This is a genomic window from Pseudomonas sp. WC2 (assembly GCF_050586545.1).
Taxonomy (GTDB): domain Bacteria; phylum Pseudomonadota; class Gammaproteobacteria; order Pseudomonadales; family Pseudomonadaceae; genus Aquipseudomonas.
Map to the genome: position 1 here is coordinate 133200 of NZ_JBOBDR010000003.1, position 26227 is coordinate 159426.

Here is a 26227-nt window from a genome sequence, read left to right on the forward strand (position 1 = left end):
CGGCCCGGACCAAGACTCCACCGCCGGCCCCTGCTGCCCCATTACCCGTGTCCGCATTCCTCCTGAAACCTTTACGTTTACGCTAATCGCTAGGGTTTAAATCGTCCAATCGCTGGACGCATCCTTCCACTCCCCCCCCCTTCAAAACAACCCCATCCGCCCAAATCCAAACGCTAGGCGCCACGTATTTGCCTCCGGCCCTATCCCGTGAGTAGAATGCGATTAATTATCAATTATGTACTTTCCGGGATTCCGATGCGCAGCGACGAAACGCTAGGTACTGCAGATCTAGGGCTGCTCTATCGCACCCACCACTCGTGGTTACACGGCTGGCTGATCCGACGCATTGGATGTCGCGATAACGCGGCAGATTTGGCGCAGGACACCTTCGTACGGGTGCTGAAAGCCCGTCAGTCCAGCCCGTTGCGTGAACCACGCGCCTATCTGAGCAGCATCGCCCGCGGGCTGATGATCGATCAGTATCGTCGTCGCGAACTCGAACGCGCCTACCTGGAAAGCGTCACGTTGCTGCCTCAACACGAGGTTCCCTCGGAAGAAAGCCGGCTGCTGATTCTTGATGCCCTCGAGCGCATAGATCGCATGCTCGGTCTGCTTAAACCGAGAGTTCGCCAAGCATTTTTATTCGCCCGCCTCGACGGTCTCACGTGCGCGCAAATCGCCGAAAAGCTCGGTGTTTCCCGCGCGACGGTGGAACGCGATCTGGCCACGGCCCTGCAACATTGCTATCGCTTGCGTTATGTCGAGGCGTGAGCCGCAGGCGCTGGATCCGGCCATTGTCGAGCAGGCGATCCAATGGCTGGTGCGCCTGCGCTTCAATCAAGCCGATGAACAAACTCAGCGCACTTTTGAGCACTGGCTGCAGCAGCACCCCGAGCATGTGTTGGCGTGGCAGCGTGTGGAAACGCTGGGGGATGAATTTGCCGGCGTGCCCGCTCAACTGGCGCGACAAACCCTCAATGGCGCCAAAAATGGAATGCGCCGGCGGGAAAGCCTGAAGCTACTGGGCGTATTGGCCACTGTTGGCACAGCAGCTTGGCTCGGCCGCGACTACACACCCGGGCCCGCCATGCTTGCGCAGCAACGCAGCAGCACCGGCGAGCAACGACGCTTCCAGCTCGATGATGGCAGCCTTATCCAGCTCAATAGCGATAGCGCCGTCGACAGTGATTTCGACGCCCAGCGACGCCTGATCATCCTGCGACGGGGTGAAATCATCGTGAATGTCGGCGCGGATCAACACTCGCCCCAAGCGCGACCGTTCTGGGTGCAATCGCGTGATGGGATCATGCGCGCTCACAGCTCGCGCTTTCTGGCGCGCGAACGTGACGATGGCACGCTGGTCACGGCTCAGGAAGGATCGGTCACGGTATTCCCCGGCTCCATTCAAACGCCTGCGAGCCGCAGCGTCCAGGCAGGCAGTCAGTTGCTATTCACTTCAAGTGGCGCCCAGATGGTCCGGGACAACGGGCTTGATCTATGGGGCTGGGGTGACGGAGTGATCAGCGTGCGCAATATGCGCCTCAATGATTTCATCGCGGAGTTGTCGCGTTATCGCACTGGAGTTTTGCGCTGCGCCCAAGAGGTCGCTGATCGTCGCGTTTCCGGCACTTTCCAGCTCGCCGACAACGATCAGGTGCTGGCCTTGATCGCGCAATCACTGCACTTGCACATTGATTATCGGACCCGTTATTGGGTGACCGTGACCGCTGCCACCTGAGTCCATCACAATTTTTTGCGCTGCCTGAAAATTAATGAGGTGGTTTCGCATTCTCGTTCGACCTCTAAGGAAGGCCGGAATACAGGCCAGTCTGTCGATGTCCTTTCTTGGAGCGAGAAAATGAGTTCGTCCCCGGTTTCACAGCGCCATCCCTTGAATCGTGCCTTGCAGGGCGCGATGTTGGGTTTGATCGTCAGCAGCTACGCATTGCCATCGCTGGCACAAACGTCGGGCGCTGACCACAGCAATCAAGTCAAGCAGTGGAACATCGCTGCCGGCCCACTGGCGCCGGCGCTTGATCGCTTTGCGCGCGAGGCCGGCATCAGTCTTTCCTATGATGCGTCGAGTGTGGCGAACCGCACCACTGCTGGCGTGAATGGCTCGCTCGATACGTCGGCCGCGCTGTCATCGTTGCTGCAGGGGAGCGAATTGCAGATCGAACAGCAAGGCCCGAATGCCTACCTGCTGGTCCCTCAAGCCAAGACCGCCGGCCCGCTCGAACTCGACGCAACCGACGTCGAGGACTACCGCCTCGCGCCCCTCATCATCAACGCCAAGGTCAGGGTCAGTGCCGACGACGACGCCAACTCGGTGGTCGCCAAGGAGCTCTGGGTTGGCGGCAAAGTGGCGACCAGCATTCTCAATACACCGGCATCGGTATCGGTTGTTACCAACAAGGAAATGGAACAGCGCAGCGTCAGCACCACGGAAGAAGCGCTGCAATACACGCCGGGCGTGATCACTGACTTCTATGGTACGGATGACCGCAACGACTACTTCCAGATCCGCGGCTTCCAGGCCACCACTTACCGTGACGGCTTGACCCTGAGTTCGATGCGCGGCGTGCGCGAAGATCCATTCGCTTATGAGCGCATCGAGATTCTGCGTGGCGCCAACTCCACCCTGTTTGGCCCCGCGGACCCGGGCGGTTCGGTGAATTTCGTGACCAAACAGCCGCGCTTCGAGCAGTTTGGCCAAGGCTATGTGACCTACGGTTCGTTTGACCATGTCGAGACAGGCATCGATGTCGGGGATGCGCTGAACGATGAGAAAACCCTCGCTGGCCGCTTCACTGCCAAAGGCCAGAACAGCGACCGCGAGTACGACCATTCGCAGGACGACAACCAGTTGTTTATGGGTGGCCTCACTTGGGCACCGACGGATTTCACGTCGGCGACGATGATTCTGGACTACCTAAAAACCGAAAGTTCGCCGAACAGCGGCGGTTATCCGTTGGACAAGGAATACGACCGCAAGAAGTTTTATGGCGAGCCCAGCTACAACTTTCACGATGTCGAGCGCACCAGTCTCAGCGGGAACGTCACCCATGACTTCGACAATGGCTTCGTGCTGCGCAGTAATCTGCGTTACAGCAAGTTGACCGATGATTTTGGCTACGTTTACCTCAGCGACAGCGCCGCACGTGTCGGCACCACCGTCGACCGCTATCAGTTTGGAACGGACACCGAAGCCGACCAGTTCAACGGCAATCTGATGCTGCAATACGACGCCCGCTTCGAGAACATCGACAGCAGCAGCCTGGTGGGCGTGGAGTACCTCGATTCGACCACCAAGGAAAGCTCGATTTACTCCCCGACGACCTCGATTGATATTGCAAACCCCGTGTTTACTGGGGTTTCACGCTCCATCGCGCCGTATGCCGTGAACAAGCGAGATGCGACCACCAAGGCCGTATTCCTTCAGCAGAATCTGTCGTTCTATGAGCGTTTCATCGTGACAGGTGGCGTGCGCAACGACTCGATGGACCTGACCAGCAAAGGCCTGGAATCCACTGAGAAAGACACCTTCTCCGAAACCTCCTACCGGGGTGCGTTGACCTATATCGTCAACGATGAGGTGTCCACTTATATCAGCATGGTGGAATCGGTCTCGCCGCCGCAGGTTGGCGTAACCCCGCAGACGGGCCGGCAGTACGAAGTGGGCGTGAAGTATGCGCCGATGGGGATGGACGCCCTGTTCTCCGCAGCCGTTTATGACCTGACTCAGGAAAACGTCACCATCGCTGTGGTGCTGCCGAGCGGCATCATTGAGCAACAGACAGTGGGCGAGTCGCGGGCGCGTGGCCTCGACCTGGAGGCCAAGGCGCAGGTGACGCAGAACCTCAGCCTGATCGGTGGCTATTCCTATATGGAGTCCGAGGTACAGCGCGGCTCGTTGTACGACGGCAGTTCCCTGAAGGGTAATGAGTTCGCCACGGCGCCCAAGCATTCCGCTTCGCTCTGGAGTTACTACGACGTGCCCGCCACTGATGTCAGCGTTGGCTTGGGTGCGCGCTACGTCGGCTCTTATTACTTCGACGCCGCCAACTCCGGCAAAAGCGATGGCACCACGCTGTTCGACGCCGCCTTCAACTACAAGATCGCCAAGGGTACGGACCTTGCGGTCAACCTCAGCAACCTGCTGGATGAGCAGCACGTGGTCGGTTCCGGCACAGCGAACTTCTATAACCCGGGCCGCGAGATTACCGCCAAAGTGAGTTACAAGTGGTAAGCAGGCGTGTAAGCCTTATTCCCCAATAGGAAGCGGTGCCCGCTTTGACGCGGGCACCGTCAACTTGGCCAGCAATCGGCCGGATCCCACTGCCTCTGCCCTATTGCGCAGCGACAAAGCCCTGATTATTCAGGGCTTTGTCGTTTCTGGGGTTTGAGATGTCTGTTTCCGAGAATCCCCCAAATCATCCCAATAAGGCGGAGTGCCGATTGCATTGATGAAGTAGTCCCACACCACGCGCACCTTCTGCGACCGCAGGCGATTCTCTGGGGATAGCAGATGGATCTGGCTGGGAGTTTGCTCAACCGAGCCGTCCCAATCCGGTAACAACCGAATGAGCTGCCGGCTGACAAAACTCTCGCGGCTAAACAGCCAGGACGGGAAAAACACGATGCCCCTGCCCGCCAACGCGGCCTCCACCAACACCTGACCATTATTGCTTCGGAGCGGCCCCTGTACGTCGATGATGTCGGCCTTGTCGCTGCCCGGTTTTCTGAAATACCAGCGCTGCGCCCCGCCGGTGCCTTTGTAGACCAGACAGGCGTGATGCTGCAGATCCTGCGGCGACGCGGGTTGGCCGTGCTTGGCGATGTATGCCGCACTGGCGCACAGCACGTATTGCTGATCGCAGATTCGCCGCCCGATCAATCCAGAATCGCTCAGGTGTCCCACCCGGAAGATGATGTCGGCGCCCTCCTGCACCGGGTCGATGAAAGCATCGGTGACCGTCAGCTCGACCGTCAATTCGGGATACTGGTCATACAGACCGTTCAACAGTTTGACGATGTGCAGGCTGCCGAACGCGACCGGCGCGTTAATCCGCACCAGCCCACGAACCTCGCCACCCTTGCCGGTGATTTCCTCGTCAGCGGCATCGAGCAGTTCCAGCACTTCGCGGATCTGCTGGTAGTAACGCTCGCCCGCGTCCGTCAGTTTCACTGCGCGGGTGTTTCGATACAGAAGTTGCTGACCCACCTCAAGCTCCAGCGCCGCGATGAAGCGCGACACCGAGGACGCCGGCACGCGGAAGTGCCGGGCCGTCGCCGAAAAACTGCCAGTCACGGCGACCATGGCGAAGTACCGGTGCGCTTTGAGGTGCATATGAATTCCGATCATCAAGAACAGTTGATGGGCACTACAGCAGAAGTTCGTCTGCTTGTCCCGCGAGATCCTTTCAGAGCTGTTTGGAGAAGACGTGAAAAAGCAGCCGCCCCGAATAACGGTGGCGGCTGCGAATACTTCAGTGGCTACTTAGCCCGTGTAAGGCGGGTAGTCGATATAACCCTCAGCGCCGCCACCATAAAATGTTTCGCGCTTGGCTTCAGTCAGTGGCCAGTTGTTCTGCAGCCGCGCCACCAGATCAGGGTTGCTGATGTAAGCAGTGCCGAACGCGGCGAGGTCGATGATGCCGTCATTGATCAGATCCTCCGCACGCTGGCGCGACATGCCACCCGCCAGAATCAGTGCTGTGTCTGGCAACTTCGATTGGATGGTCGACAGCAAATCGAGGAACGCTGCCTTCGGCCCGTCGCCACCGCCCGCGGTGCCCGGTGCAGGAAACCCGGACTGATCCATCACATGAACGTAGGCCAGTTGCCGTGCGCCGATCTCTTTAGCCAGTGCGGTGTAGGTTTCATCGATCTGCTCATACAGCGGCATATCGAACAGCTGACCATACGGCGAAATACGGATGCCCACCCGAGCCGCGCCAATTCGAGCGACCACTGCATCGATCACTTCGAGGGTGAAGCGCAGACGATTTTCCAGCCGATCCGCCGAGTACTGGTCGGTCCGGTCATTGACCAGCGGATTCATGAACTGCTCGAACAGATAGCCATTGGCACCGTGAATTTCCACACCATCGAAACCCGCCTCGATCGCGTTTTCCGCAGCCTGAGCAAACTCAGTGACGATCCGCGAAACCTCGGCCGTTTCCAGTTGGCGTGGTGCTGGTGGCTCTACCAGCGCTGGCTTGCCGTCAGCGTCATAACCAAACGCTGTCGCGCCGACCGCTCGCTTCGACGTCGCGCTCACCGGCAATTTCCCACCTTCCTGGATCGAAGGATGCGAAACACGACCGACATGCCAGATCTGCGCGAACATCTTGCCGCCCACCGCATGCACCGAGTCGGTGGTGAGGCGCCATCCGGCGATCTGCTCGGCCGTGAAGATGCCGGGGTTGAAGAGATAGCCCTGACCCTCACGGGAAATCGGCGTGCCCTCGCTGACGATCAAACCGGCGGTGGCACGTTGCGCGTAATACAACGCCACGCGCTCATCGGCCGCATCATGGGGTGCGCGCGAGCGGGTCAGCGGCGCCATGACAATGCGGTTTTTCAGCGTGGTGTCGCCCAGCGCGAATGCTTTGAAGAGTGTGGACATTGGAGTTTCCGAAGTTGATCGAGTGTGACGACGATCAGCGGGAGCGACAGGTTGACGATGCGGACTGTCTCGAACTCGCGCCAAAGGCCCTGAGTTGCAGCGATGGATCGATGCTAACTGCAGAGCCTGACGGCAACAATCCGCCTGAATCGCAAATGACTATTGCTTTTTAAGCAACTGAAGTGGTTTTCAAGGACGTTTTTGCTCATCGGCGGGCCAATGAGCAACCCGGTCTATTCGATTACTCAATTGACCTTGTTCAATTGCGGCAGCTGCCACTTTCCTGACAACACGTCCTCTGTCGGCTGGTACATGCGCAACAACACGTAGAAGCCGCCCTGCGGGGCCGGCAGCCAGTTAGCGGCGTTCTCGCCCTGCGGTTTTTTGTGCGAGATCGGAATGGTGATCGAGCCGTCCGCCGCGACTTTGAGGCCTTGGGTATCCGTGCCGACCTTGTAGCGATTGATCTCGTTATCGACCAGCATCTTGTCGCTGGCGTCGTACATGGTCAGTGACCAGAACGCATTCACCGGCGGTGCCGAAGCCAGTTTGACCTCGTATTGATTGGCGCCGGTCAGCGGCTGATTTTTGCTGTCGGTGAAGCGGATCGGGTACATCGCTTCATGCTCGCCCTGGCCACCGAGGTACGGCCCGGACACCATGGCGCGCAGCGGGTAGTTGTAGCCGAAGCTGTCGAGGCCGGTTACCCAGTTCCAGCCGTTACGCACTTCTGAAGTGCTGGCCAGCGATGCGATGGCCACGTAAGGCGCGTCTTTCAAACCCTCCTCCAGCCCTTTGCGCGTCGCCGGATTCAGTTTGTCAGGGGCGAAGCCCTTTTCCGTCAGACCGATGCGGGCGAATTGGGCAAACAGAGCGGCGTCGGCGGGTCTCACCGGATTGTCTTTGAGCGCCGCGGCCAGCTCGGTGAAGAAGCCCAGCGCATCGTCGGTCTTCGGCAACGCAGGCAAGGTCTCAGCGCTGGGTGATTTGCCACTCAGCGGTACGACACTGAACTGTTTCTGCAAGGCCAGAATCGGCGCGACATCTTCACCCTGCTTGACCTGAATACGGCCCCACAGCCAGACTTTTTTCGTCGTGACGTCCAGGCGTTTGGCATCCTTGGGCAGGTCACCTACCCACCCCGGCGGCACCAGCACAAACTTCCCGGCCTGAGTGCCGGTCGTACGTCGCCCGACATAGTGCTCGAGCTCCTGCCACATGTTGAACACGTCGACCACGTAATAGCGGTCGTGGGTGTCGGGCACGCTCAACACATACGGCTCGGTCAGGTCCAGCACCGCGCTCATGTAGTAAGTGTCGTTGTTGGCGGTGGGCATGTCCTTGGCCGACGGTGAGGCCAGCGCAGTGGCCCAGCCAATCTGGTTCAGACCGGCGCGATAACTGGTGGCCGGTTTGGGCGAAGGCACCGTGATGTAATCACGCACCACTCTTTCCATGCGAACCAGCGCATAACCCCAGTTGTAGGCAGAAATCGCCAGGCTGTAGCCATCGGCTTGCATGCCTTTCTCCACAGCATCCGGTGTTGCGGGTGTGGAGAGCAACAAATCCGGCGTGCTGGCGTGTGCAGGCATTGCACTGGCGAGTGCCGCGCAGAGGGGCAAAACACAAAACAGTAACTGGCGTGACGAGTTCATGCGAGCGTCCTTTCACGAGGAGGTGCGACGGGCAACTCGCCTGAAGCACTGGCCTGACGACTGAATGTCTGCAAGAACCCTAGGCACAGGAATTCGGATGGTCAAATGGAGTGTCTATCGACGGTGGCCGGCAGCAGATCCGAAAAAGCAGATGGGCGGCTACTTGAGCCGCCCATCCGAGGGACATGCCTGAATCAAGCTCAGGAAAGACCTAGTTCTTCAACGCCACTTGTTTGGCATCAATTTTCAGATCACTGAGGCGCTTGAGCAGCGCGACGATGTTCACGCGAGCGGAGCCTTCATTGGCCAGGCGCAGACGTTTGACGCCGATGACGGAATCACCGAAACCTGCGGTGAACGGCGTGCGGATAACTTCGCGCAGAACCACCTTGTTGGTCGCTGCTTCCACCAAGGTGTATTCCACTTCACTGGTGACTTCGAAATTCAGCCCGAACAGCGGCTGGTCAACGCGCAGCAAATTCGCCCGCAGCGCATAAGGGGCAGATTCGCCGCCAAGCAAATCAGCGTTGGCCAACGATTGCTTGAGTGCAGCGCCAAAGTCAGGGCTGTCGATTTCCGAAGTCCACAGCGGATTGGTTTTATCCCCGCCATTCACTTCCGAAACCCGTACGTTATTCTTCAGCTGTGCGTCATAGGTGCTTGCTTTGTCCTGATCGGCTGCAACGGTCATGCCGGAAACTTGAGCGGAGGTGGCACAGCCAGTGCACAGGGCGATCAGGGCAGCAGCAAAAAGCAGGCGCAGGTAAGTCATTCGAGAATCCTTGAGAGTGTAAAATCCAACGAGGTCGCGAACGCTAGCACTTGGCCACTTTTTCAGCCACCTATCCCATCCACTCAACAGGTTTTTCGATGCCCAAGACACCTCCCACCAACGCAGCACCCGCCACCGCCGCCGAAATCGAACGCGCCATCCAGACCTTGAACAAAATGGCCGAGCGTCTCTGGGGTGAAGGTCGGGAGGCTGAAGCCAAAGCCTTGCTCGATGCGCTCGATGCACTGAACCGCGCGCTCGACCGGATTCGCATTGGCGAAAGCCGTCGGGTGGTGACGCTGCATTGATGCGCCGGTTTCACACCCGATAAAAGTCCCGATACCATTCGACGAACGCCGGCACCCCCTGCTCCACCGGCACTTGCGGGCTGAAGCCGATGCAGTCTGACAGCGCGGAAACGTCGGCCCAGGTCTTCAGCACGTCGCCTTCCTGCATCGGTAAAAAACGCCGCTCGGCCTTGATGCCCAGCGCCTCTTCCAGGCATTCGACGAAGCTCAGCAAGGCCACCGGGCTGCCCCGGCCGATGTTGAACAGGCGATTGGTGCCGCGGCCGTCGCTGAGCGCAGGCGGCTTGTCCCGCAATCGATCAATGGCCTCGACGATGTCGTCGATATAGGTGAAGTCCCGCGACATCTCGCCCTGATTGAACAGTTCGATCGGGCGGCCCTCAAGCATCGCGGCAGTGAACTTGAACAACGCCATGTCGGGCCGCCCCCAAGGGCCGTACACGGTAAAAAAGCGCAGGCCGGTGGCGCGCAATCCATACAGATAGCAGTAGCTATGAGCGAGCAACTCATTGGCGCGTTTGGTCGCGGCGTACAGTGAAACCGGCGAGTCGACCGGGTCGCCCTCACGAAACGGCATTTGGCGATTGGCGCCGTACACCGAACTGCTCGAAGCGTATATCAGGTGCGCGGGTGGAACCTGTCGGCAGGCTTCCAGAATGTTGAGAAATCCGAGCAGATTGGACTGCGCATAGGCATCAGGATTGTCGAGTGAATAACGCACGCCAGCCTGTGCAGCCAGATGAATGACATGATCAAAGTTGTAGCGTTGAAACAGTCCGACGAGTGCGGATTTGTCGACGATGTCGATCGGGTAAAAGTGAAAGTTATCCGTTGTCTGCAATATTCGCAGGCGTGCCTGTTTCAATGTCACATCGTAATAGTGGTTGAGGTTGTCGATACCGACCACTTCCAGCCCTTGCCGACACAAACGCCTGACCGTGTGAAATCCGATGAATCCAGCGGCGCCCGTTACCAGAAGGGTCATGACAGAAACTCCCCATCAACAAGATCTCGTTGATTAATGGCTGCATCGCCGGCAACCGACTCACGCCAGTGGCGCTTGAAGCTTGGACCTGCTTCTGTGACAAAACAACTATCAAGCACTTATCTAGTTTGATCATCCGACAATAGCGCATGCATAACACAGCTTTGGACGCACAACACAAACCGACGCAGGGGAATATGAATGCAACTAGTTTGATATCATTTGTAGCAACTAACAGACGCCGACCACTGATTACGAAAAAAGTTTAGTGCCACGAATTAAATATTTTTTTTCATCAAATACAATAGCTTAATTACTTAGCCACTAAAAAATGGATAAAAGGCATTCTTTTTGACTGTTATTAATTGACAGCTTGCGAAGAGTGGTCGATAACTACTTCCTGCCCATGGGAGACAGTGCAGATACGCCTGTTCATGTTCCCCAACATTGGGCAACTTATGTAACGAAACAATCTTGAAGGTCGCGAACACGGACCGTGCGGTAGCTTTGCTCAAACAAAAGAGCAAGGGGCTAATAGCCTAAATACCGCAACATATAACAATAACGCGCCCCAAGTGATTCAATATTGAAACACTTCCCTCCTGCCAATAAAGACATTGATGCATCTGGCTTGGCCACTTTGCCTTGATCAGCCTACTACCTACTAGCCAGCACGACGGCGCGCTCCACGTTATCGCTCGTCTTGCTGAAACGATCGCTATGTATGGAGTACTCCAGCATGCTAACAGTTTGCCGCAACGGCTCTAACTGGTACTTATTGCAGTGCAAGCCCCGCCAGGATGAACGGGCCCAGCTCAACTTGCAGCAACAAAACTACATGACTTTTCGTCCGCAGCTGATGAGCGAGCGGAGTGTCCGTGGCAAACGTCATCGGGTGCTCGAATCGCTGTTCCCCGGGTATGTGTTTATCCAGCTCAGTCGCGATGACAATTGGGCACCCATTCGTTCCACCAGGGGGGTAAGCCGCATTGTCGAGTTCAATCATGTCCCCGCCATGGTCGACGATCAGGTGATTGCGCACTTGCGCGAACGCAGCCTGGAATCGATTGGTTTTCCTGCCGGTCACGCCCTTGAGCCCGGTGAACCATTGCAAATCGTCCAGGGCCCTTTGACCCCGCTCGAAGGCGTGTTCATGTCCATGCAAGGCGACGAACGCGTGATGATCCTGCTGCAGTTTCTCAACCGCCAGCAACCTGTCTGCGTGCCCCTGCGACACCTCGAGCGTCAGCGGCAATAGCCTCGAAAAACCGCCCAAGCCTGACATCGACATCCTCTTTCAGGAGCACCCGCTATGGCCCTGAGGTCTCGCTGTCCAGCCGCGCTGTTCGTGGCCTGTTTATGCCCCGAAGCCGCGTGGAGCACGGACCCGCAAGCCATCAACGTGTATGGCTTCGACTTCACCCCGACATTCGCCCTGTCGGAAAGCTACGACGATAACTTTCGCGAAGTCGAACACGACGTCGAATCGACGATGGTCACGCGACTGGCCCCCGCTTTCGAGCTCAAGGCTGAGGATCGCAACAGCGCCACCCGAATGATCTGGGAACCGACCCGCTACATCTATCACCAGGCTACTGACGCCTCGAACACCGCGCAGCGCTTGCGGGCCGACAGCATCATGGAGTTCACCGATCGCCATCGCCTGAAGCTTGAAGCCGAAGCACGCAAATACGAACGCACCACCTCGACCGCCGTCGATGGCATCAACGACAAGATCGAGAGCCAGCGCGTCGGGGGCGTCTACACCTTCGGCGCCCGCAGCGCCGCCAACCAGATCGACTTCGGTGCCAACTACGCGCAACTGCGCTACGACAACGGCGACGGCATCAATGACGACAAGGAACGCAACACCAGCAACCTCAGCACCACCTGGTATCACCGCCTCGGCAGCAAGACGCGCGGACTGCTCGAATACGACCACACCCGCTTCGACTACCTGCAATCCAACAGCACGCGCAGCAGCCGCTCCGATGCCGTGCTTGCCGGCGCCGAGTGGGACCTGACCGCGCGAACCACCGGCAAGGTGCGCGTGGGCTACGAGCGCAAGAACTTCGATGAAAGCGGTTCCGACGACCTCAGCAATCCAACCTGGCAAGTGGATCTGGCGTGGAAACCGCGCACCTACTCGACCTTCTCCTTCCTCGCCCGCCAAGCCATGGCCGAGGGCGATGACGGCTCGGACGCGGTGAAGGCCACCTTCACCCAGATCGGCTGGCGCCACGGCTGGACCGAGCGCATCACCTCCGTCGCCGAAGCCGGCATGGGTCACTACGTCTACGAAGGCCAGGACCGCAGCGACGACCTGCAGGATTACAAGCTCGGCGTGATCTACAAGATGCGCCGCTGGCTGGATATCGAAGCCGCCTATCGCCACCGCGATAACGACTCCGACGCCGAGAACGAAAGCTTCACCCGCAATGTGTTCCAGATCACGTTCGACGTCAGTCTGTAAGAGGGTTGGGCCATGAACACGCGACTGTTATTGCTGCTGCTATTGCTATGGATCACACCGACTGTCGAGGCTGCAGACCCGCCCTCCAATTACCGTTTGGCCGCCGGTGATGTCTTGCGCATTACCGTGTTCGGCGAGCCCGAGTTGAGTTTCAAGAAGATCCGCCTGAATGATTCCGGGACCTTTTCTTACCCGTTTCTAGGCGAAATCGTCGCCATGGGCCTGACGCCCAACCAGGTCGAACAGAAAATCGTCGACGGCCTCAAGCAAGGCTATCTGAACGATCCGAAAGTCAGCCTCGCCCAGATCGAATACCGCCCCTTCTACATCAATGGCGAGGTGCAGAAACCCGGCAGCTATCCCTTCCAGCCGGGCCTGACCCTGGAAAAAGCCATTGCCCTGGGCGGCGGCCTCACCGAACGCGCCTCGATGAAACGCGTAACGATCCTGCGCGGCAGCGGCGGGCCGCCGGTCACCGAAAACATTTCACGCACCACCGTCATCGCCCCCGGCGACACCATTTCCATTGCACAAGGCTTTTTCTGATCATGGACAACAGCCCCAGCACCTACCTCGAACGTCCGCTCCAGACACACCAGGCGCCAGCGTCCGGTGACGAGTCGGACACCCTTGATCTCCTGCAATTGTGGCGCGTCGTCTGGTCCGCCAAGTGGAACATTGCCTGGCTGGTGCTGATCAGTTGCGCACTCGCCGTGGTGATTCTGTCCTTCGTCACGCCGCAGTACGTCGGCAGCGCGACCTTGCTGATCAAGGACAAGACCCCGCCCATCCTCAGCTTTCAGCAAGCGGCGGACGCCAGGGACGGCGGCACCACCACGGATTACTTGCAGACCCAGCAAGCCCTGCTGCAATCGCGTGACCTGGCCGAGCGTGCTGTGCGCAAACTGGGCCTGACGACCAACCCGTTGACCGACCCGCGTCAGCAACCCAAGAGCTGGTTCGCGCCGCGCCAATGGCTGGCGGACCTCAACGCCGGCCAATGGCTGCCGTGGCTGGATCTGTTGCCGCCGCCCAAACCTGCGCCCACCGAGGCGGACGTGTTCAACGACGTCACGCAAAACCTGCTGTTGCACACCAGCGTCAAATTCGTCGGCAAGAGCCAACTGCTCGAAATCGACGTCGAACTGCCCGACCCGGCCCTCGCCGCCGCTGCCGCCAATGCCCTCGCCCAAGGTTTCATTGACAGCCAACAGGACACCAGCCTGAAGTCCTCGCAAAGCAACACCAGTTGGATGAACACGCGCTTGGTCGAGCTGCGCGACAACCTGCGCGTCGCCGAGAACAAACTGCAGGCGTACCGCGAAGAACAAGGTCTGGTGGACGTCGACGGCGTTGCTACGATCAGCGCCAACGAACTGCAAATGACCGGCAACCGCATGATCGATGCGCGGCGTGATCGCGCCGAAGCGGAGAGCCAGTTCCGTCAGGCGCAGTCCCTGAGCAATGGCGATATCAGTCGCCTGTCCAGCGTCCCGGCGGTGCTGAGCAATCCGTTGATCCAACAGTTCCAGGCGGATCTGGCCAAGGCACAAGCCAAGGTCGAAGAGTTGTCGGGCCGTTATGGACCGAAACACCCGGCGCTGATTTCCGCCCGCTCCGAACAACGCACCGCCGCCAACAGCCTGCGTCTGCAAGTGCAGCAAGTGGTGGCCGGCATCGAGCGCCAGTACCAATTGTCGGTGGCCAGCGAAGACGCCCTGCGCAAATCCTTCAACAGCAACAAGGCACAGATTCAGGACATTTCGCGCAAGGAATTTCAGTTGCGCGAGTTCCAGCGCGAAGTCGACAGCAACCGTGCGCTGTACGAAACCTTCGTCACCCGCCTGAAGGAAACCGCCGCCACCTCCGACATGGATTCGGCCAAGGCGCGCATCGTCGATCCGGCGATCATGCCGCTGGAAGCCAGCAAACCGCGCAAATCCCTGATCGTCGCGATTGTCGCCCTGGCAGCTGCAGTGGTCGGGGTTGCCCTCGCCTTCCTTTTCGACACCCTGAGCAACACCTTCAAAACCGATGACACCGTCGAAAGCCTGCTCAATGTGCCGTTGCTCAGCGTGGTGCCGCTGGTGGTGAAAAAAAGCCGTCGCCAGTTGGCCCGGCTGTTCGAAGACAACGACCACCCAAGGTTCTGCGAGACCATCCGCAACCTGCGCACCTGGCTGATGCTGCAAAGCAGCAAAGCGCCGTCGCAAGTGGTGCTGGTGACGTCCTCGGTGTCCGGCGAAGGCAAGAGTACCATCGCCAACAACCTCGCCTGCTCGCTGGCGTCACTCGAACGGGTGTTGCTGATCGACGCCGACATGCGCCAACCGACGCTGTCGCTGAACTTCGATTTTCCGGCGGAGAGTCCCGGGCTGGCCAACCTGATGGCCGGCACCGCGCGCCTGGAAGACTGCATCCGCACCGTCGGCAATCTCGACATGCTGCCAGCCGGTTGCCTCACGCCCTCGACGCTCGATCCGTTCGACACGCCACGCCTGAGATCGCCGAACGGTTCGCGCTACGCCGTGGCCCAGCCACCGGCGCAAGACTTGCTCAGTTCGCCCCGACTGGGCCGCATGCTCGAAGTGCTGAAGACCCGTTACCGCCACATCATCATCGATTCGCCGCCGGCGGAAATCGTCAGCGACGCGTTGTTGCTGGCCAAGCATTCGGACGCGGTGATCTATGTGGTCAAGGCGCAGAGCACCCCGGTCGGCCAAGTGCGCAAAAGCATCGCCATGCTCCAGCAGAGCCAGGCGCCAGTGTTTGGCGTGGTGCTCAATCAGGTCGATCTGCGCAAGGCGCGCAAGTACGGCCACGGCCATTCCCGATCCTTCTACGAATACGACTTCGCAGCGCGCTGATTTCGCGGGCCGTGCCGCCCGCTCTCGCAGCATCCCTTCCCTGTTGGTCGAATCGGAGATCGAGCCGATGACGTCGCAATATTCCGCGCAAATGGCACAACGCCGTGGCCTCACTTTCTGGGGGCAATGGTTGTGCGCGATGACCCTGGTCAATCTGTTGCTGATCCTGTTGGTGCACTGGCGCGTCGGTGACTTGCCCAGTGAATACCGGGTGCTGATGAGCCTGACGGTGCTCGGCTCGCTGCCGGTCTACAGCCTGGTGCAGGTCTATCACAAACGCCACGGTCTGCTGGTCGGGCTCAGTCGTTTGCTCGCTGGCTGGCTGATCCTCTTGGGATTGCTGATGAGCATCGCCTTCGTGACCCAGACCAGCGCGTTGTTTTCCCGTCAGGTGATTGTCGTCTGGGCGGTGGCGGGATTTCTGGTTCAGGCCGCGAGTTTTCTGCCTTTGCATTGTTTCGTGCGGCTGTACACGCGGATGATCCGCAACGAACGCCGCGCGGTGATCATCGGCACCTGCCCGACCGCCGATGAGCTGGCGAAAAAGCTCTTCGATCCCGAGCGGGCCATGTTGCTCGGCTTCGTCGGCACGGCGGACAGCGGCCCGGCGCCGAGTATCTTGCCGTTGTTGGGCCAGGTCGAAGACATCCGCGACATCATCACCCGCCTGCAGGCGCGCCGGGTCTACATTGTTTTGCCGATGGCCGAGGCAGCAACGATCGAGGCGCTGTACATCAACCTGCTCGACATGAACGTCGACGTGGTGTGGATTCCGGATCTGGGCAGCATGGTGCTGCTCAATCACTCGATCTCGGAGATCGAGCGGATGCCGGCGATCTACCTCAACGAAAGCCTGCTCACCTCGCACCCGGGCAGCCTGTTCTGCAAGGACTTGTTCGAACGCAGCGTCGCCGCGATGGCAATCATCCTGCTCAGTCCGTTGCTGCTGGGTGTCGCCATCGCGATCAAGCTGACCTCGCCGGGCCCGGTGCTGTTCAAGCAGAACCGCCATGGTTGTGACGGCGAAGTGATTCGGGTGTGGAAATTCCGTTCGATGCGCCAGCACGACGATCAGCAGGTGCGCCAGGCCACCCGCGATGACGACCGCGTGACGCCGTTGGGCCGCTTTCTGCGGCGCAGTTCCATCGATGAACTGCCGCAACTGTTCAACGTTCTGTTCGGCCACATGGCCCTCGTCGGCCCACGGCCCCACGCCGTCACCCACAACATCTACTACACCGGCAAGGTCCACGCCTACATGGCGCGCCACCGCCTCAAACCCGGCATCACCGGTCTGGCGCAGATCACTGGCCACCGCGGTGAAACCGAGACCCTCGACAAGATGCAGCGGCGGGTCGCCCAAGACCTCAACTACATCAACCAATGGTCACTGTGGCTGGACATCAAGATCCTGCTGAAGACGCCCTTCACCTTGTTCTCGAAAAACATCTACTGACAGCGGCCACCCCCGCTGACCCGCTCCATCGCGCATGAGGTTTTCCCATGAATGTGAGTGTATTCGGTATCGGTTATGTCGGACTGGTCCAGGGCGCCGCGCTGGCCGAGGTTGGCCACAACGTGTTCTGCGTGGACGTCGACAGCGCCAAGGTTCAGGCCTTGAACGACGGCACCCTGCCGCTGTATGAGCCGGGGCTAAAGAGTCTGGTGCGCGACAATCACCAGAGCGGGCGTCTGCAATTCGGCAGCGATCTGACCAGCGCTGTCGCCCACGGTGAGGTGCTGTTGATCGCCGTCGGCACACCGCCGGACGAGGACGGCTCGGCCGACCTCAAACATGTGCTGAGCGTGGCCCGCACCATCGGCCAGCACCTGCGCGGCGAGCAAATTATCGTCGACAAATCGACGGTGCCGGTGGGCACGGCGGATCGGGTGCGCGACTGCATCAGCGCAATGCTCCTGGAGTCCGGGCGTGGTGATCTGACGTTCGAGGTGGTCTCCAACCCGGAATTCCTCAAGGAAGGCTGCGCGGTCGAAGACTGCCTGCGTCCGGACCGGATCATCATCGGCACCGACAGCCCACACGCCGAAGCGGTCATGCGCGAGTTGTACGAGCCGTTCAATCGCAACCGCGAAAAAATCATCGTCATGGATGTGCGCAGCGCCGAGCTGACCAAGTACGCCGCCAACTGCATGCTCGCCACCAAAATCAGCTTCATGAACGAGATGGCCGGCCTCGCCGAGAAGCTTGGCGCCGACATCGAAATGGTCCGCCACGGCATCGGCTCGGATCCACGCATCGGCTATCAATTCATCTACCCGGGCGTCGGCTACGGCGGCTCGTGTTTTCCCAAGGATGTGCGCGCGCTGATCCATGCCGCCCAAGGCGTCGACATCGATGCGCGCCTGCTCAAAGCGGTCGAGTCGCGCAACAACGAGCAGAAGACCACGCTGTTTCACAAGATCGCCGACCACTTCAACGGCGCGCTGGAAGGCAAGACCTTTGCCTTGTGGGGGCTGAGTTTCAAGCCCAATACCGACGACATGCGCGAGGCGCCCAGCCGCGTGTTGATGGAGGCGTTGTGGCGCGCCGGCGCCAACGTTCAGGCCTACGACCCCAAGGCGATGGAGCAAACCCAGCAGCTCTATGGCGAACGCGACGACCTGACGCTGGCCGGGACCAAAGAAGCCGCACTGAAAAATGCCGATGCGCTGGTCATCGTCACCGAATGGTCGTCGTTTCGCGCGCCGGATTTTGAACTGCTCGCCCGCCAGCTCAAACAGCCGCTGATCTTCGACGGGCGCAACCTGTTCGATCCGCAGCGCCTGAGCAGCAAGGGCTTTACCTACATCAGCGTCGGGCGCCCGACCCACGACGCCCAGGCGCAAGGCCTCGCATCATGATCCGCCTGGAACTGGTGGACCATTATTCGCCGGCCTTGCTCGATTCGAACCGGGCCTTTTCCTTTATCAATTTCGCCTCGATCGGCAGCTTCTTGCATCAGCCCGCGCAGTCGCTGGCGTACTTTTGCGACGGCATGCTGATGTCCGGTTTCATGTCGCGCATCACCGGTCGCGCGGTGGAACGGGTCAGCTTCGATTTCACCTCCATCGCCGATCCGGTGCTGCGCGAGTGCGAGCAACGCGGCAAGCGCGTCTACCTCGTCGGTGCCCGTCAGGCGGAGCTGGACTGCTTCGTCGAAAAACTCGGCAAGCAGTACCCGCGATTGCAATTGGTCGGTGCGCACGACGGCTATTTCAACGCCGAACAAGGTGCGGCGCTGCAAGCCGAGATTCGCCGCCGTCGGGCCAATGTTTTGCTGGTCGGCCTCGGCGCCGGGCTGCAGGAGCGCTTTGTGTTGCAAGCGCTGCAAGGCGGTTTCAACGGCGTGGCGTTCACCTGCGGCGGGTTCATTCGCCAGGAAGCCACTGCCAACGAACGCTATTACCCGGACACCATCAACCGCCTGCACCTGCGCGCGTTCTACCGCATGTACCGCGAGCCGCACACGATCAAACGCTACCTGCTCGATTACCCCAGCAACGCACTGCGCCTGACCGAATTGATTCTTCGTCGTCAGGTCGCCATCGATGTCACTGCCCCGTGAGGATCACGCCGATGCATATTCTGTTTACCCTCAAGGATTACCAGACTGGCGGCGGTGTCGAGTGCGTGCAGCAACGGCTGGCCGAGCAGTTTTTGCAGGATGGCCGCCGGGTGAGTTTCTTCGTCATGAACGGCGATTCGCCCAACGTCGACGGCGCGCCGAGCACGGCCGGTGGCGGCAGCGGATTGCGCGGGCTGCTGACGTCGATCATCTTGCTGCGCCAATTGATTCGCCGCGAAGGCGTGACTCACCTGATCGGCGCCAAGGAGCAAGCCAATCTGTGCGCGTGGTTCGCCACGCTGGGCAGTTCGTGCAAAGTCATTTACAGCCGTCACGCGGCGCTCGATTGCGCCGAACAGAAAACCGGCCTCGCCAGCCTGCGCCTGTTGTACGCGCTGTACCTGTGCGGCAGCGGCAAAGTCGTGGCGGTGTCCCAAGGTTTGCGCCAATCCTTGACGGGCCTGATGCCATGGGGGCAACCGCGCATTCGCTATTGCCCGAACGCGGTGATCACCGAGCAATTGTTGCGGGCCGCGCAAGCGCCGTTGCCCGGCGGCGTGCCCCATCACTATTGGCTGGGCATCGGTCGGCTGGTGCAACCCAAGGGTTTTCATTTGTTGCTGGAGGCCTATGCGCTGGCGGCGCAGCAGCGTCTCTTGCCGTATCTGGTGATTGCTGGCGACGGCCCGATGCGCGCCTCGCTCGAAGAACAAGCCAACCGGCTCGGCATCGAACGGCAAGTGCATTTCACCGGGCATCTGCGCAATCCCTATCCGCTGATCCGTCAGGCGCGAATGCTGGTGCTCAGCTCGCTGCACGAAGGCTTGCCGACGGTGCTGGTCGAGGCATTGGCGCTGGGCACGCCGGTGGTCTCGACGGACTGCGGCAGCGGCCCGCGTGAGCTGCTCGACAACGGTCGCCTCGGGCGTTTGGTCAACGTCGATGATGTGCCGGCGCTGGCCGAGGCGCTGCTCGACAGCCTGAACAACGCGGCACCCGCCCGCCCTTCAGTCAGCGAGGCGATCCGTCCCTACACCAGCCAATACGCCGCCGAGGCCTACTATCAGGTGTGGCAGCGATGAACAATCTGCTGATCATTCTTCAGGACCTCGGCGCCGGCGGCGCGGAGAAAATGATGGTGCGCCTGGCCAGCGCGTTAGTGGAGGCCGGCAATGAAGTGACGTTGCTGATGCTCACCGGCGATGGCGTCAATCTCGCCGCCCTCGATCCACGGGTGCGGCAAGTGCGGTTGCAGAGTCCACGCAGCGCCGTCGCGGTGCCGGCGCTGACACGTTTTCTGCGCGCCAACCGTTTCGACGCGCAACTGGCGGCGCTGACCCACGTCAACGTGGTCGCCATCGCCGCCGCAACGTTATCCGGCACGCTGAAACGCCTGCACGTCAGCGAGCGCAATGCGTTTTCCCGGGACAAACACGTCAACCCGGCCAGGTCGGTGCGGTTCGCCTACTGGCTGGCACCGTGGCTGTATCGGTTGATCCCGAACCCGGTGATCTGCGTCTCGCAAGGGGTCGCTCAGGATCTGGTGGACAGCACCATCGCCCGCCCACGGGACGTGACCACCGCCGACAACCCGGTGCTCGACAACGATTTTCGCGAGCGCCCGCCCGCCGCCCCCCGCCATCCGTGGCTGCACGACAAATCGACGCCAGTGATCGTCGCGGTGGGGCGATTGGCCCGGCAGAAAGGCTTCGACACCCTGCTCGACGCTTTTGCCCGTCTGCCGGATCCCACGGTGCGGCTGATCATTTTCGGCGAAGGCTCCTTGCGCAGTGACTTGCTCGCCCGGGCCACGGCGCTTGGCGTCGCCCAGCGTTGCGACCTGCCGGGTTACGCCGCCGATCCCATCGCCGAGATCGCCCGGGCCGACTGCTTTGTCTTGTCGTCACGCTTCGAAGGCAGCCCCAATGCGCTGGTTGAAGCCCTGTCGACGGGCACGCCGGTGGTGGCGACCCGTTGCCCGTATGGCCCGCAGGAAATACTCGCCGACGGCCGCGTCGCCCCCTTGGTTGATGTCGACGACCCAGTAGCCCTCGCTGAAGCGATCCGCGCGCAACTGGCGACTCCTCGGGCGCTGAATCAACAACGGCGAATCGACGCCGCGGCCCGTTTCGTCAACGCCCGCGCCGTGCAGACGTACCTGCGGGCATTGCTCGGGAGGCCGCAGCGATGAACCGTCTGCAAGTGCGTTATTCTACGCTGGGCGATGCATTCACCTTGTTCGGCGTGTTGTTTTACACCCAGGTGATCAGCTTCTTTCTGCGCTTGGGTAACGTCTCGGTGCTGGACGATGCGCAGCAGGATCTGGAAGGTAACGTCGCCAACCAGGTTTGCGGATTGTTGACGTTGCTGGTGCCGCTGTTCTTCTTCATCCGCCACAAAGTCTTCCTCAGCAAAAGCTTCTACCGGCAGAACTTCTTTCTGCTGCTGTTCCTCGCTTGTGTGGCGGCGTCGATCAGTTGGTCGAGCGAGCCGATGCTCAGTTTCAAGCGTTTCATCGCCCTGCTCAGCGTGGTGTTTTTTGCCGGTTTCATCGCCTACCGCTACAGCCTGGAGAGAATCGCTTTCCTGTTCGGCTGCGTGATTGGCGCGGCGGCTCTGGTCGGGCTGATCTTTGCCCTGATTCGCCCGGACTTCGCCTTCATTGCCGGCGGCATTCGTGATGGCGCGTTTCGCGGGATCTTCGCGGAAAAGAACGCCGGAGCCCGGCTCAATGCCATCGCGATCCTCTTGTTGCTGCCGATGATTCGCCAACGCAATCCGTTGGCGATGTTCTATGGCTTATGCGCGTTGATTGCCATTGGCCTGGCGCAATCGGCGACGGCGATTGCGCTGATCGTCGCGGGCGGCGTGAGCTATGGCTATTTTCTGCTGTTGATCCGCTTGCGCATCAACCGCTCGATGGCCGCGCTGTTCGCCGCGACCATCGTGTTCTTTCTGCTGTGCCTGATGCTCTACGCCAATTACGCGCTGCTGCTGGAACTAGTCGGTCGCGACCCGTCGCTCACCGACCGCACGCTGATCTGGGAATTGCTCCAACCGTTGATCGATGACCGCTTTATCAAGGGCTACGGCTTTGGCGCGTTCTGGGCCAGTTCCGATGCCGACGCGTTCATCAATCGCTGGGGCTACATCGGCAATGCCCACAGCGGCTACGTCGAAACGCTGCTCAATGGCGGAATGATTCAGCTCATCGCGTTGCTGCTGCTGTTTGCCCAGGCCTTGGTCAAACGCTATCGCGCCATCACCACTGCCGATCACTCCGCCCGCTACCAGGCCTGCGCGCTGGTGATCATCGGTTTGTTCGTGGTCACCAACTACGTCGCCTACGTGATTCCCAACTACCGCTCGGGCGAGTTTCTGCTGTTTTGCGTGCTCAGCCTGACGTTCCGTCATCACCAGATCAAACGCACGGTGCAGCGCCCCGTCGCGGTCGATGCCCGTCCTCTGCGCACTGCCTTCAAGGAGCAAACGCCATGCTGAACGACCGCCCGGAGCCACCCGTGACCGTGTGCGTGGTGATTCCGCTGTACAACGCGGCAGCGAGCATTGCGCAGACGCTGGATTCGGTGTGCGGGCAAACGCGCCTGCCGGACAAGGTGATCGTCATCGATGACGGCTCCAGCGATGCCGGCCCGCAAATCGTCAAAGACTATGCCGCGCCGTTCCCGCTGCTGCTGTCGCAACAGGCCAACCAAGGCCCCGCGACAGCGCGCAATCGCGGGGTATTCACGGCAGAAGAAACCTTCATTGCCTTCCTCGATGCCGACGACCGTTGGCACCCGCAGAAACTGGAAAAGCAGTTGGCGCTGTTCGCCGAACTGACCCGAGAAGGTCATGACGTCGGCCTGATCGATTGCTATCAGATGAGTGAGTTCGACGACGGCAAGCGCCAACTCGAAGACCGCCGCAAGCACGGTGATCACTTCGCCGACTTCATGCGCGAGAACATGATCAACGGCACTTCGGGCGTGTTGGCGTTGCGCGAACTGGTCGTCGCCATTGGCGGCTTCGACCAGAGCCTGCGCTTTGCCGAGGATCGCCTGCTGTGGACACGCATCGCCGAGCTGCGCGAGATCCATACCGTGCCGCAGATTCTGCATTGGCGCGCCGTCAGCAGCACCAACATCACCGCGCAGCCGGAAAAATATTACCCGCACAAAATCCGCTTCATCGAACTGTATCTGAGCCGCTACGGCGCGCGCCTGAGCAAGCAACAACGCATCCATTTCGTGCTGAGCAACCACGCCGAATTTCTCAACGCGTTTTCCCGGCGCGGCGATCACGCGCGGGTCGTCCAGGTGTTCCGGCAGATGACTGCGCACTCGTGGCAAGCGTTGCTGGTGTTCCGTGGCAAACCGACCCTGCGCTACCTCTACGCAAGGGTGAAAACCTTGCGCAGAAGCGCCTGAACCCAGCGCCCTTCCTTTCAGGTCTTGCCCCATGGCCAACCATCGATTGATGACGCTGATCTGGATCTTCACCGAAAAATTCGGCCTGATTTTCCTCTCGATGATCACCTTCGTCGTCTACGCGCACTTGCTGACGCCCACGGAGCTGGGCGTCGGTACGGTGATCATCGCCATCGTCGAAGTGGTCGGCATTCTGTTTTCCTCGATGCTCGAAGACCCGCTGGTGCGCCTGCCCCGCGTGGAAAGCAAACACATCAGCAGCGTGTTCTGGTTTGCGGTGCTGGTCAGTTTGGCGTCGATTCTGCTGATCTCCCTGGGCGTCGTGCTCTACACCACCTCCGTCGAGTTGCGCTGGATGACGGCGGTGGCGTCGGTGAAGATTCTGTTCACCCTGATGGCGCGGGTCTATGTGGCGCAGATGCGCCGCAGCGGCAACTTCAAGTTGCTGGCTTCGCGTACCTTGCTCGGCAAAATTGCCGGCGGCGTGGGCGGTGTGGCGGTGGCGTTGCTGGGTTTCGGGCCTTGGGCGGTGATCGCCCAGGCGTTGATCATGGATGGCGTGGCGACCGTGGTGCTGATGCGCAACGACCGTCAGCGCATCCCCTTGCACATCGACCGTCAGGTGCTCGCTGAACTGCTGCGCGCCGGCACCCCGGTGGCGATCAACGTCATGAGTTCCCAAACCCTGCAACGCGGGGTCAACGTGATTTTGGGCATGACGGCCGGGGCCCACGCGGTGGGCATGTTCAACCTGGCGATGCGCATCATCGACCTGCCGCGCTCGGCGATCTACAACGGTTTGATGAGTTATGCCCTGCCGGTGTTTGCCCGGCGCAGTGCCGAGCCCGCGCGGTTGATCGGGGTGATCGGCGACTCGACGGCCATCAGCGGTTTTGTGCTCACACCGCTGTTTTTCGGCATCGCCCTGACCGCCAACGACATCATTCTGTTGATCTTCGGTGCCAAGTGGGCCGACGCGATTCCGATGCTGCAAGTGCTCGCCTGCACCGCGGCGCTGGGCAATCTGGCGCTGTATGCGACCACCGCACTGGTGGCGGTCAACCGCACCCACCTGACTCTCAAGGCCGAAGTCCTCACTACGCTGGTGGCGCTGGCGCTGGTGTACCTGTTCGGCGCGCCATTTGGCGGTATCGCGGCGGCGTGGGCGTTGTTGCTGCGCATGTTGTTGATTACGCCGCTGCAGATACGCGGCCTGCACGCCGCCATCGGCTATCACTGGCGCACCTGTTTCGAATCCGGTTACCGCAGCATGGTCGCTTCCTCGGTGATGGCCGCCGCCGTGGTCTGGACGTCCGCGCATTCGGGCTTGTCCGGCTACCTGCATCTGGCCGGCGACGTCGCTGTCGGCACGTTGACCTACGCGCTGGCCTACAGCCTGTTGCACCCGCGCTGGCCGCAAGAATTCAAGTTGGTGTTCACCGCCCGCTGACCCGGTTTTTCCCACACTGGAGCACGTCGTCATGCGTAAAACCACTTTGATCACTGGCGGAGCCGGTTACATCGGTTCGCACACGGCCCTGCAACTGGTCGAGGCCGGGCGTTGCGTCCTGATCCTCGACAACCTGAGCAACAGCAGTCGCGAGTCGATTACGCGGCTGGAACAGTTGAGTCACTCGAACATCGATTTCATCGAAGGCGATATCCGCGACGCGGCGCTACTGGATGAGATTTTCAGCACTTTCGACATCGATGCTGTGCTGCATTTCGCCGGGCTCAAAGCGGTCGCGCAAAGCGTGCGGCGACCGATGGAGTATTACGCCAACAATGTCGTCGGCACCCTCAACCTGTGTCAGGCGATGGCCCGCGCCCACGTGTTCAATCTGGTGTTCAGTTCCTCGGCGACGGTGTACGGCGAGCCGGCGACAACGCCCATCGTCGAGGCCTTGGGCACCGGCAAACCGGCCAACCCCTATGGTCGTTCGAAGCTGATGATCGAAGAGTTGCTGACCGATCTGACGCTGGCGGATTCGCGCTGGAACATCGCTGTCCTGCGCTACTTCAACCCCATCGGCGCCCATCCCAGTGGCCAGCTCGGCGAAGCGCCCAATGGGCAGCCGAACAATTTGCTACCGTGCCTGACGCAGGTCGCGATGGGCCTGTCGTCGGCGCTGACCGTGTACGGCAACGACTATCCAACGGCAGATGGCACCTGCGTTCGCGATTACATTCATGTGCTCGACCTGGCCGAAGGGCATCTCAAGGCTTTGCAGGTTTTGCAGGCTGAACCCGGTCTGCACATCTGGAACCTCGGCACCGGCATCGGTTACAGCGTGCTGCAAATCATCAGCGGTTTCGAAGACGTCACCGGCATCAGTATTCCCTACCGTTTTGCCGAGCGCCGCGCCGGTGATGTCGCCGAATGCTGGGCCGATGCCGGCAAGGCCGAGCGCGAACTGGGCTGGAGCGCCCAGCGCGATCTGACGCAGATGCTGATCGACAGTTGGCGCTGGCAATCCAACAACCCTCGGGGTTACAGCGCGCAACCGGCGCCGCTGCTTGCCGTCGGCATGAAATGACTT

22 protein-coding genes are annotated in these 26227 nt (G+C 60.3%); 17 read left to right on the forward strand and 5 right to left on the reverse strand.

Annotated features, from left to right (window positions below; all coding sequences use genetic code 11):
• The first annotated feature begins 255 nt into the window (after positions 1-255).
• From ACQ4OE_RS04485 to ACQ4OE_RS04495, 3 genes are all read left to right on the forward strand, one after another.
• The gene (locus ACQ4OE_RS04485; RefSeq protein WP_122595713.1) at positions 256-771 is read left to right on the forward strand and encodes a sigma-70 family RNA polymerase sigma factor; all 516 of its coding nucleotides are present in this window, start codon (positions 256-258) and stop codon (positions 769-771) included.
• On the forward strand, positions 758-1738 hold the full coding sequence (locus ACQ4OE_RS04490) for a FecR domain-containing protein (RefSeq protein WP_430945847.1): 981 nt from the start codon (positions 758-760) through the stop codon (positions 1736-1738). The genes ACQ4OE_RS04485 and ACQ4OE_RS04490 overlap by 14 nt, the downstream gene beginning before the upstream one ends.
• Before the next feature lie 120 nt (positions 1739-1858).
• On the forward strand, positions 1859-4249 hold the full coding sequence (locus tag ACQ4OE_RS04495; protein ID WP_430945848.1) for a TonB-dependent siderophore receptor: 2391 nt from the start codon (positions 1859-1861) through the stop codon (positions 4247-4249).
• Positions 4250-4378: 129 nt separating this feature from the next.
• Here ACQ4OE_RS04495 and ACQ4OE_RS04500 read toward each other — a convergent pair whose 3' ends face one another.
• The 4 genes from ACQ4OE_RS04500 to ACQ4OE_RS04515 all read right to left on the reverse strand — a co-directional run bounded on the left by ACQ4OE_RS04500 (position 4379) and on the right by ACQ4OE_RS04515 (position 9058).
• Complete coding sequence (locus ACQ4OE_RS04500) at positions 4379-5350, reverse strand: LysR substrate-binding domain-containing protein (protein ID WP_430945849.1); 972 nt, start codon at positions 5348-5350, stop codon at positions 4379-4381.
• A 150-nt stretch (positions 5351-5500) separates the two neighbouring features.
• Positions 5501-6631: an alkene reductase gene (locus ACQ4OE_RS04505; protein WP_430945850.1), complete on the reverse strand. Its 1131-nt coding sequence runs from the start codon at positions 6629-6631 to the stop codon at positions 5501-5503.
• Between the two features lie 245 nt (positions 6632-6876).
• The gene (locus ACQ4OE_RS04510; RefSeq protein WP_430945851.1) at positions 6877-8286 is read right to left on the reverse strand and encodes a DUF1254 domain-containing protein; all 1410 of its coding nucleotides are present in this window, start codon (positions 8284-8286) and stop codon (positions 6877-6879) included.
• 211 nt (positions 8287-8497) lie between these two features.
• Positions 8498-9058, reverse strand: a complete 561-nt coding sequence (locus tag ACQ4OE_RS04515) for a hypothetical protein (protein ID WP_430945852.1) — start codon at positions 9056-9058, stop codon at positions 8498-8500.
• A gap of 98 nt (positions 9059-9156) precedes the next feature.
• On the opposite strand from ACQ4OE_RS04515, the gene ACQ4OE_RS04520 reads away from it, so the two are divergent.
• Positions 9157-9366, forward strand: coding sequence for a hypothetical protein (locus ACQ4OE_RS04520; RefSeq protein WP_430945853.1), 210 nt, complete (start codon positions 9157-9159; stop codon positions 9364-9366).
• A gap of 10 nt (positions 9367-9376) precedes the next feature.
• Here the strand turns inward: ACQ4OE_RS04520 and ACQ4OE_RS04525 are convergent, their stop codons facing one another.
• Complete coding sequence (locus ACQ4OE_RS04525) at positions 9377-10351, reverse strand: NAD-dependent epimerase (protein ID WP_430945854.1); 975 nt, start codon at positions 10349-10351, stop codon at positions 9377-9379.
• 739 nt (positions 10352-11090) lie between these two features.
• Between ACQ4OE_RS04525 and rfaH the strand changes: the two genes are divergently transcribed.
• The 13 genes from rfaH to galE all read left to right on the forward strand — a co-directional run bounded on the left by rfaH (position 11091) and on the right by galE (position 26224).
• Positions 11091-11609 (forward strand): transcription/translation regulatory transformer protein RfaH, encoded by a 519-nt coding sequence (gene rfaH, locus ACQ4OE_RS04530; protein ID WP_430946046.1) that lies wholly within the window; start codon positions 11091-11093, stop codon positions 11607-11609.
• A 54-nt stretch (positions 11610-11663) separates the two neighbouring features.
• The gene (locus ACQ4OE_RS04535; protein ID WP_430945855.1) at positions 11664-12824 is read left to right on the forward strand and encodes an outer membrane beta-barrel protein; all 1161 of its coding nucleotides are present in this window, start codon (positions 11664-11666) and stop codon (positions 12822-12824) included.
• A gap of 12 nt (positions 12825-12836) precedes the next feature.
• Positions 12837-13370: a polysaccharide biosynthesis/export family protein gene (locus ACQ4OE_RS04540; protein WP_430945856.1), complete on the forward strand. Its 534-nt coding sequence runs from the start codon at positions 12837-12839 to the stop codon at positions 13368-13370.
• Positions 13371-13372: 2 nt separating this feature from the next.
• Positions 13373-15691 (forward strand): GumC family protein, encoded by a 2319-nt coding sequence (locus ACQ4OE_RS04545; protein ID WP_430945857.1) that lies wholly within the window; start codon positions 13373-13375, stop codon positions 15689-15691.
• 67 nt (positions 15692-15758) lie between these two features.
• Positions 15759-17147, forward strand: a complete 1389-nt coding sequence (locus tag ACQ4OE_RS04550) for an undecaprenyl-phosphate glucose phosphotransferase (protein WP_430945858.1) — start codon at positions 15759-15761, stop codon at positions 17145-17147.
• Positions 17148-17194: 47 nt separating this feature from the next.
• Positions 17195-18553: a UDP-glucose dehydrogenase family protein gene (locus ACQ4OE_RS04555; RefSeq protein WP_430945859.1), complete on the forward strand. Its 1359-nt coding sequence runs from the start codon at positions 17195-17197 to the stop codon at positions 18551-18553.
• Positions 18550-19257 (forward strand): WecB/TagA/CpsF family glycosyltransferase, encoded by a 708-nt coding sequence (locus ACQ4OE_RS04560; protein ID WP_122595701.1) that lies wholly within the window; start codon positions 18550-18552, stop codon positions 19255-19257. Before ACQ4OE_RS04555 ends, ACQ4OE_RS04560 begins: the two co-directional genes overlap by 4 nt.
• An 11-nt stretch (positions 19258-19268) precedes the next feature.
• On the forward strand, positions 19269-20339 hold the full coding sequence (locus tag ACQ4OE_RS04565; protein WP_430945860.1) for a glycosyltransferase: 1071 nt from the start codon (positions 19269-19271) through the stop codon (positions 20337-20339).
• Complete coding sequence (locus tag ACQ4OE_RS04570; RefSeq protein ID WP_122595699.1) at positions 20336-21448, forward strand: glycosyltransferase; 1113 nt, start codon at positions 20336-20338, stop codon at positions 21446-21448. Before ACQ4OE_RS04565 ends, ACQ4OE_RS04570 begins: the two co-directional genes overlap by 4 nt.
• Positions 21445-22758, forward strand: a complete 1314-nt coding sequence (locus ACQ4OE_RS04575) for an O-antigen ligase family protein (RefSeq protein ID WP_430945861.1) — start codon at positions 21445-21447, stop codon at positions 22756-22758. Before ACQ4OE_RS04570 ends, ACQ4OE_RS04575 begins: the two co-directional genes overlap by 4 nt.
• Positions 22752-23687 (forward strand): glycosyltransferase family 2 protein, encoded by a 936-nt coding sequence (locus ACQ4OE_RS04580; protein WP_430945862.1) that lies wholly within the window; start codon positions 22752-22754, stop codon positions 23685-23687. The genes ACQ4OE_RS04575 and ACQ4OE_RS04580 overlap by 7 nt, the downstream gene beginning before the upstream one ends.
• A gap of 31 nt (positions 23688-23718) precedes the next feature.
• Entirely contained in the window at positions 23719-25137 is a 1419-nt protein-coding gene (locus tag ACQ4OE_RS04585; protein WP_430945863.1) for an oligosaccharide flippase family protein, read from the forward strand.
• A gap of 31 nt (positions 25138-25168) precedes the next feature.
• Positions 25169-26224 carry a UDP-glucose 4-epimerase GalE gene (gene galE / locus ACQ4OE_RS04590; protein ID WP_430945864.1) on the forward strand — a complete coding sequence of 352 codons (1056 nt, stop codon included), beginning with the start codon at positions 25169-25171 and terminating at the stop codon, positions 26222-26224.
• Positions 26225-26227 lie beyond the last annotated feature (3 nt).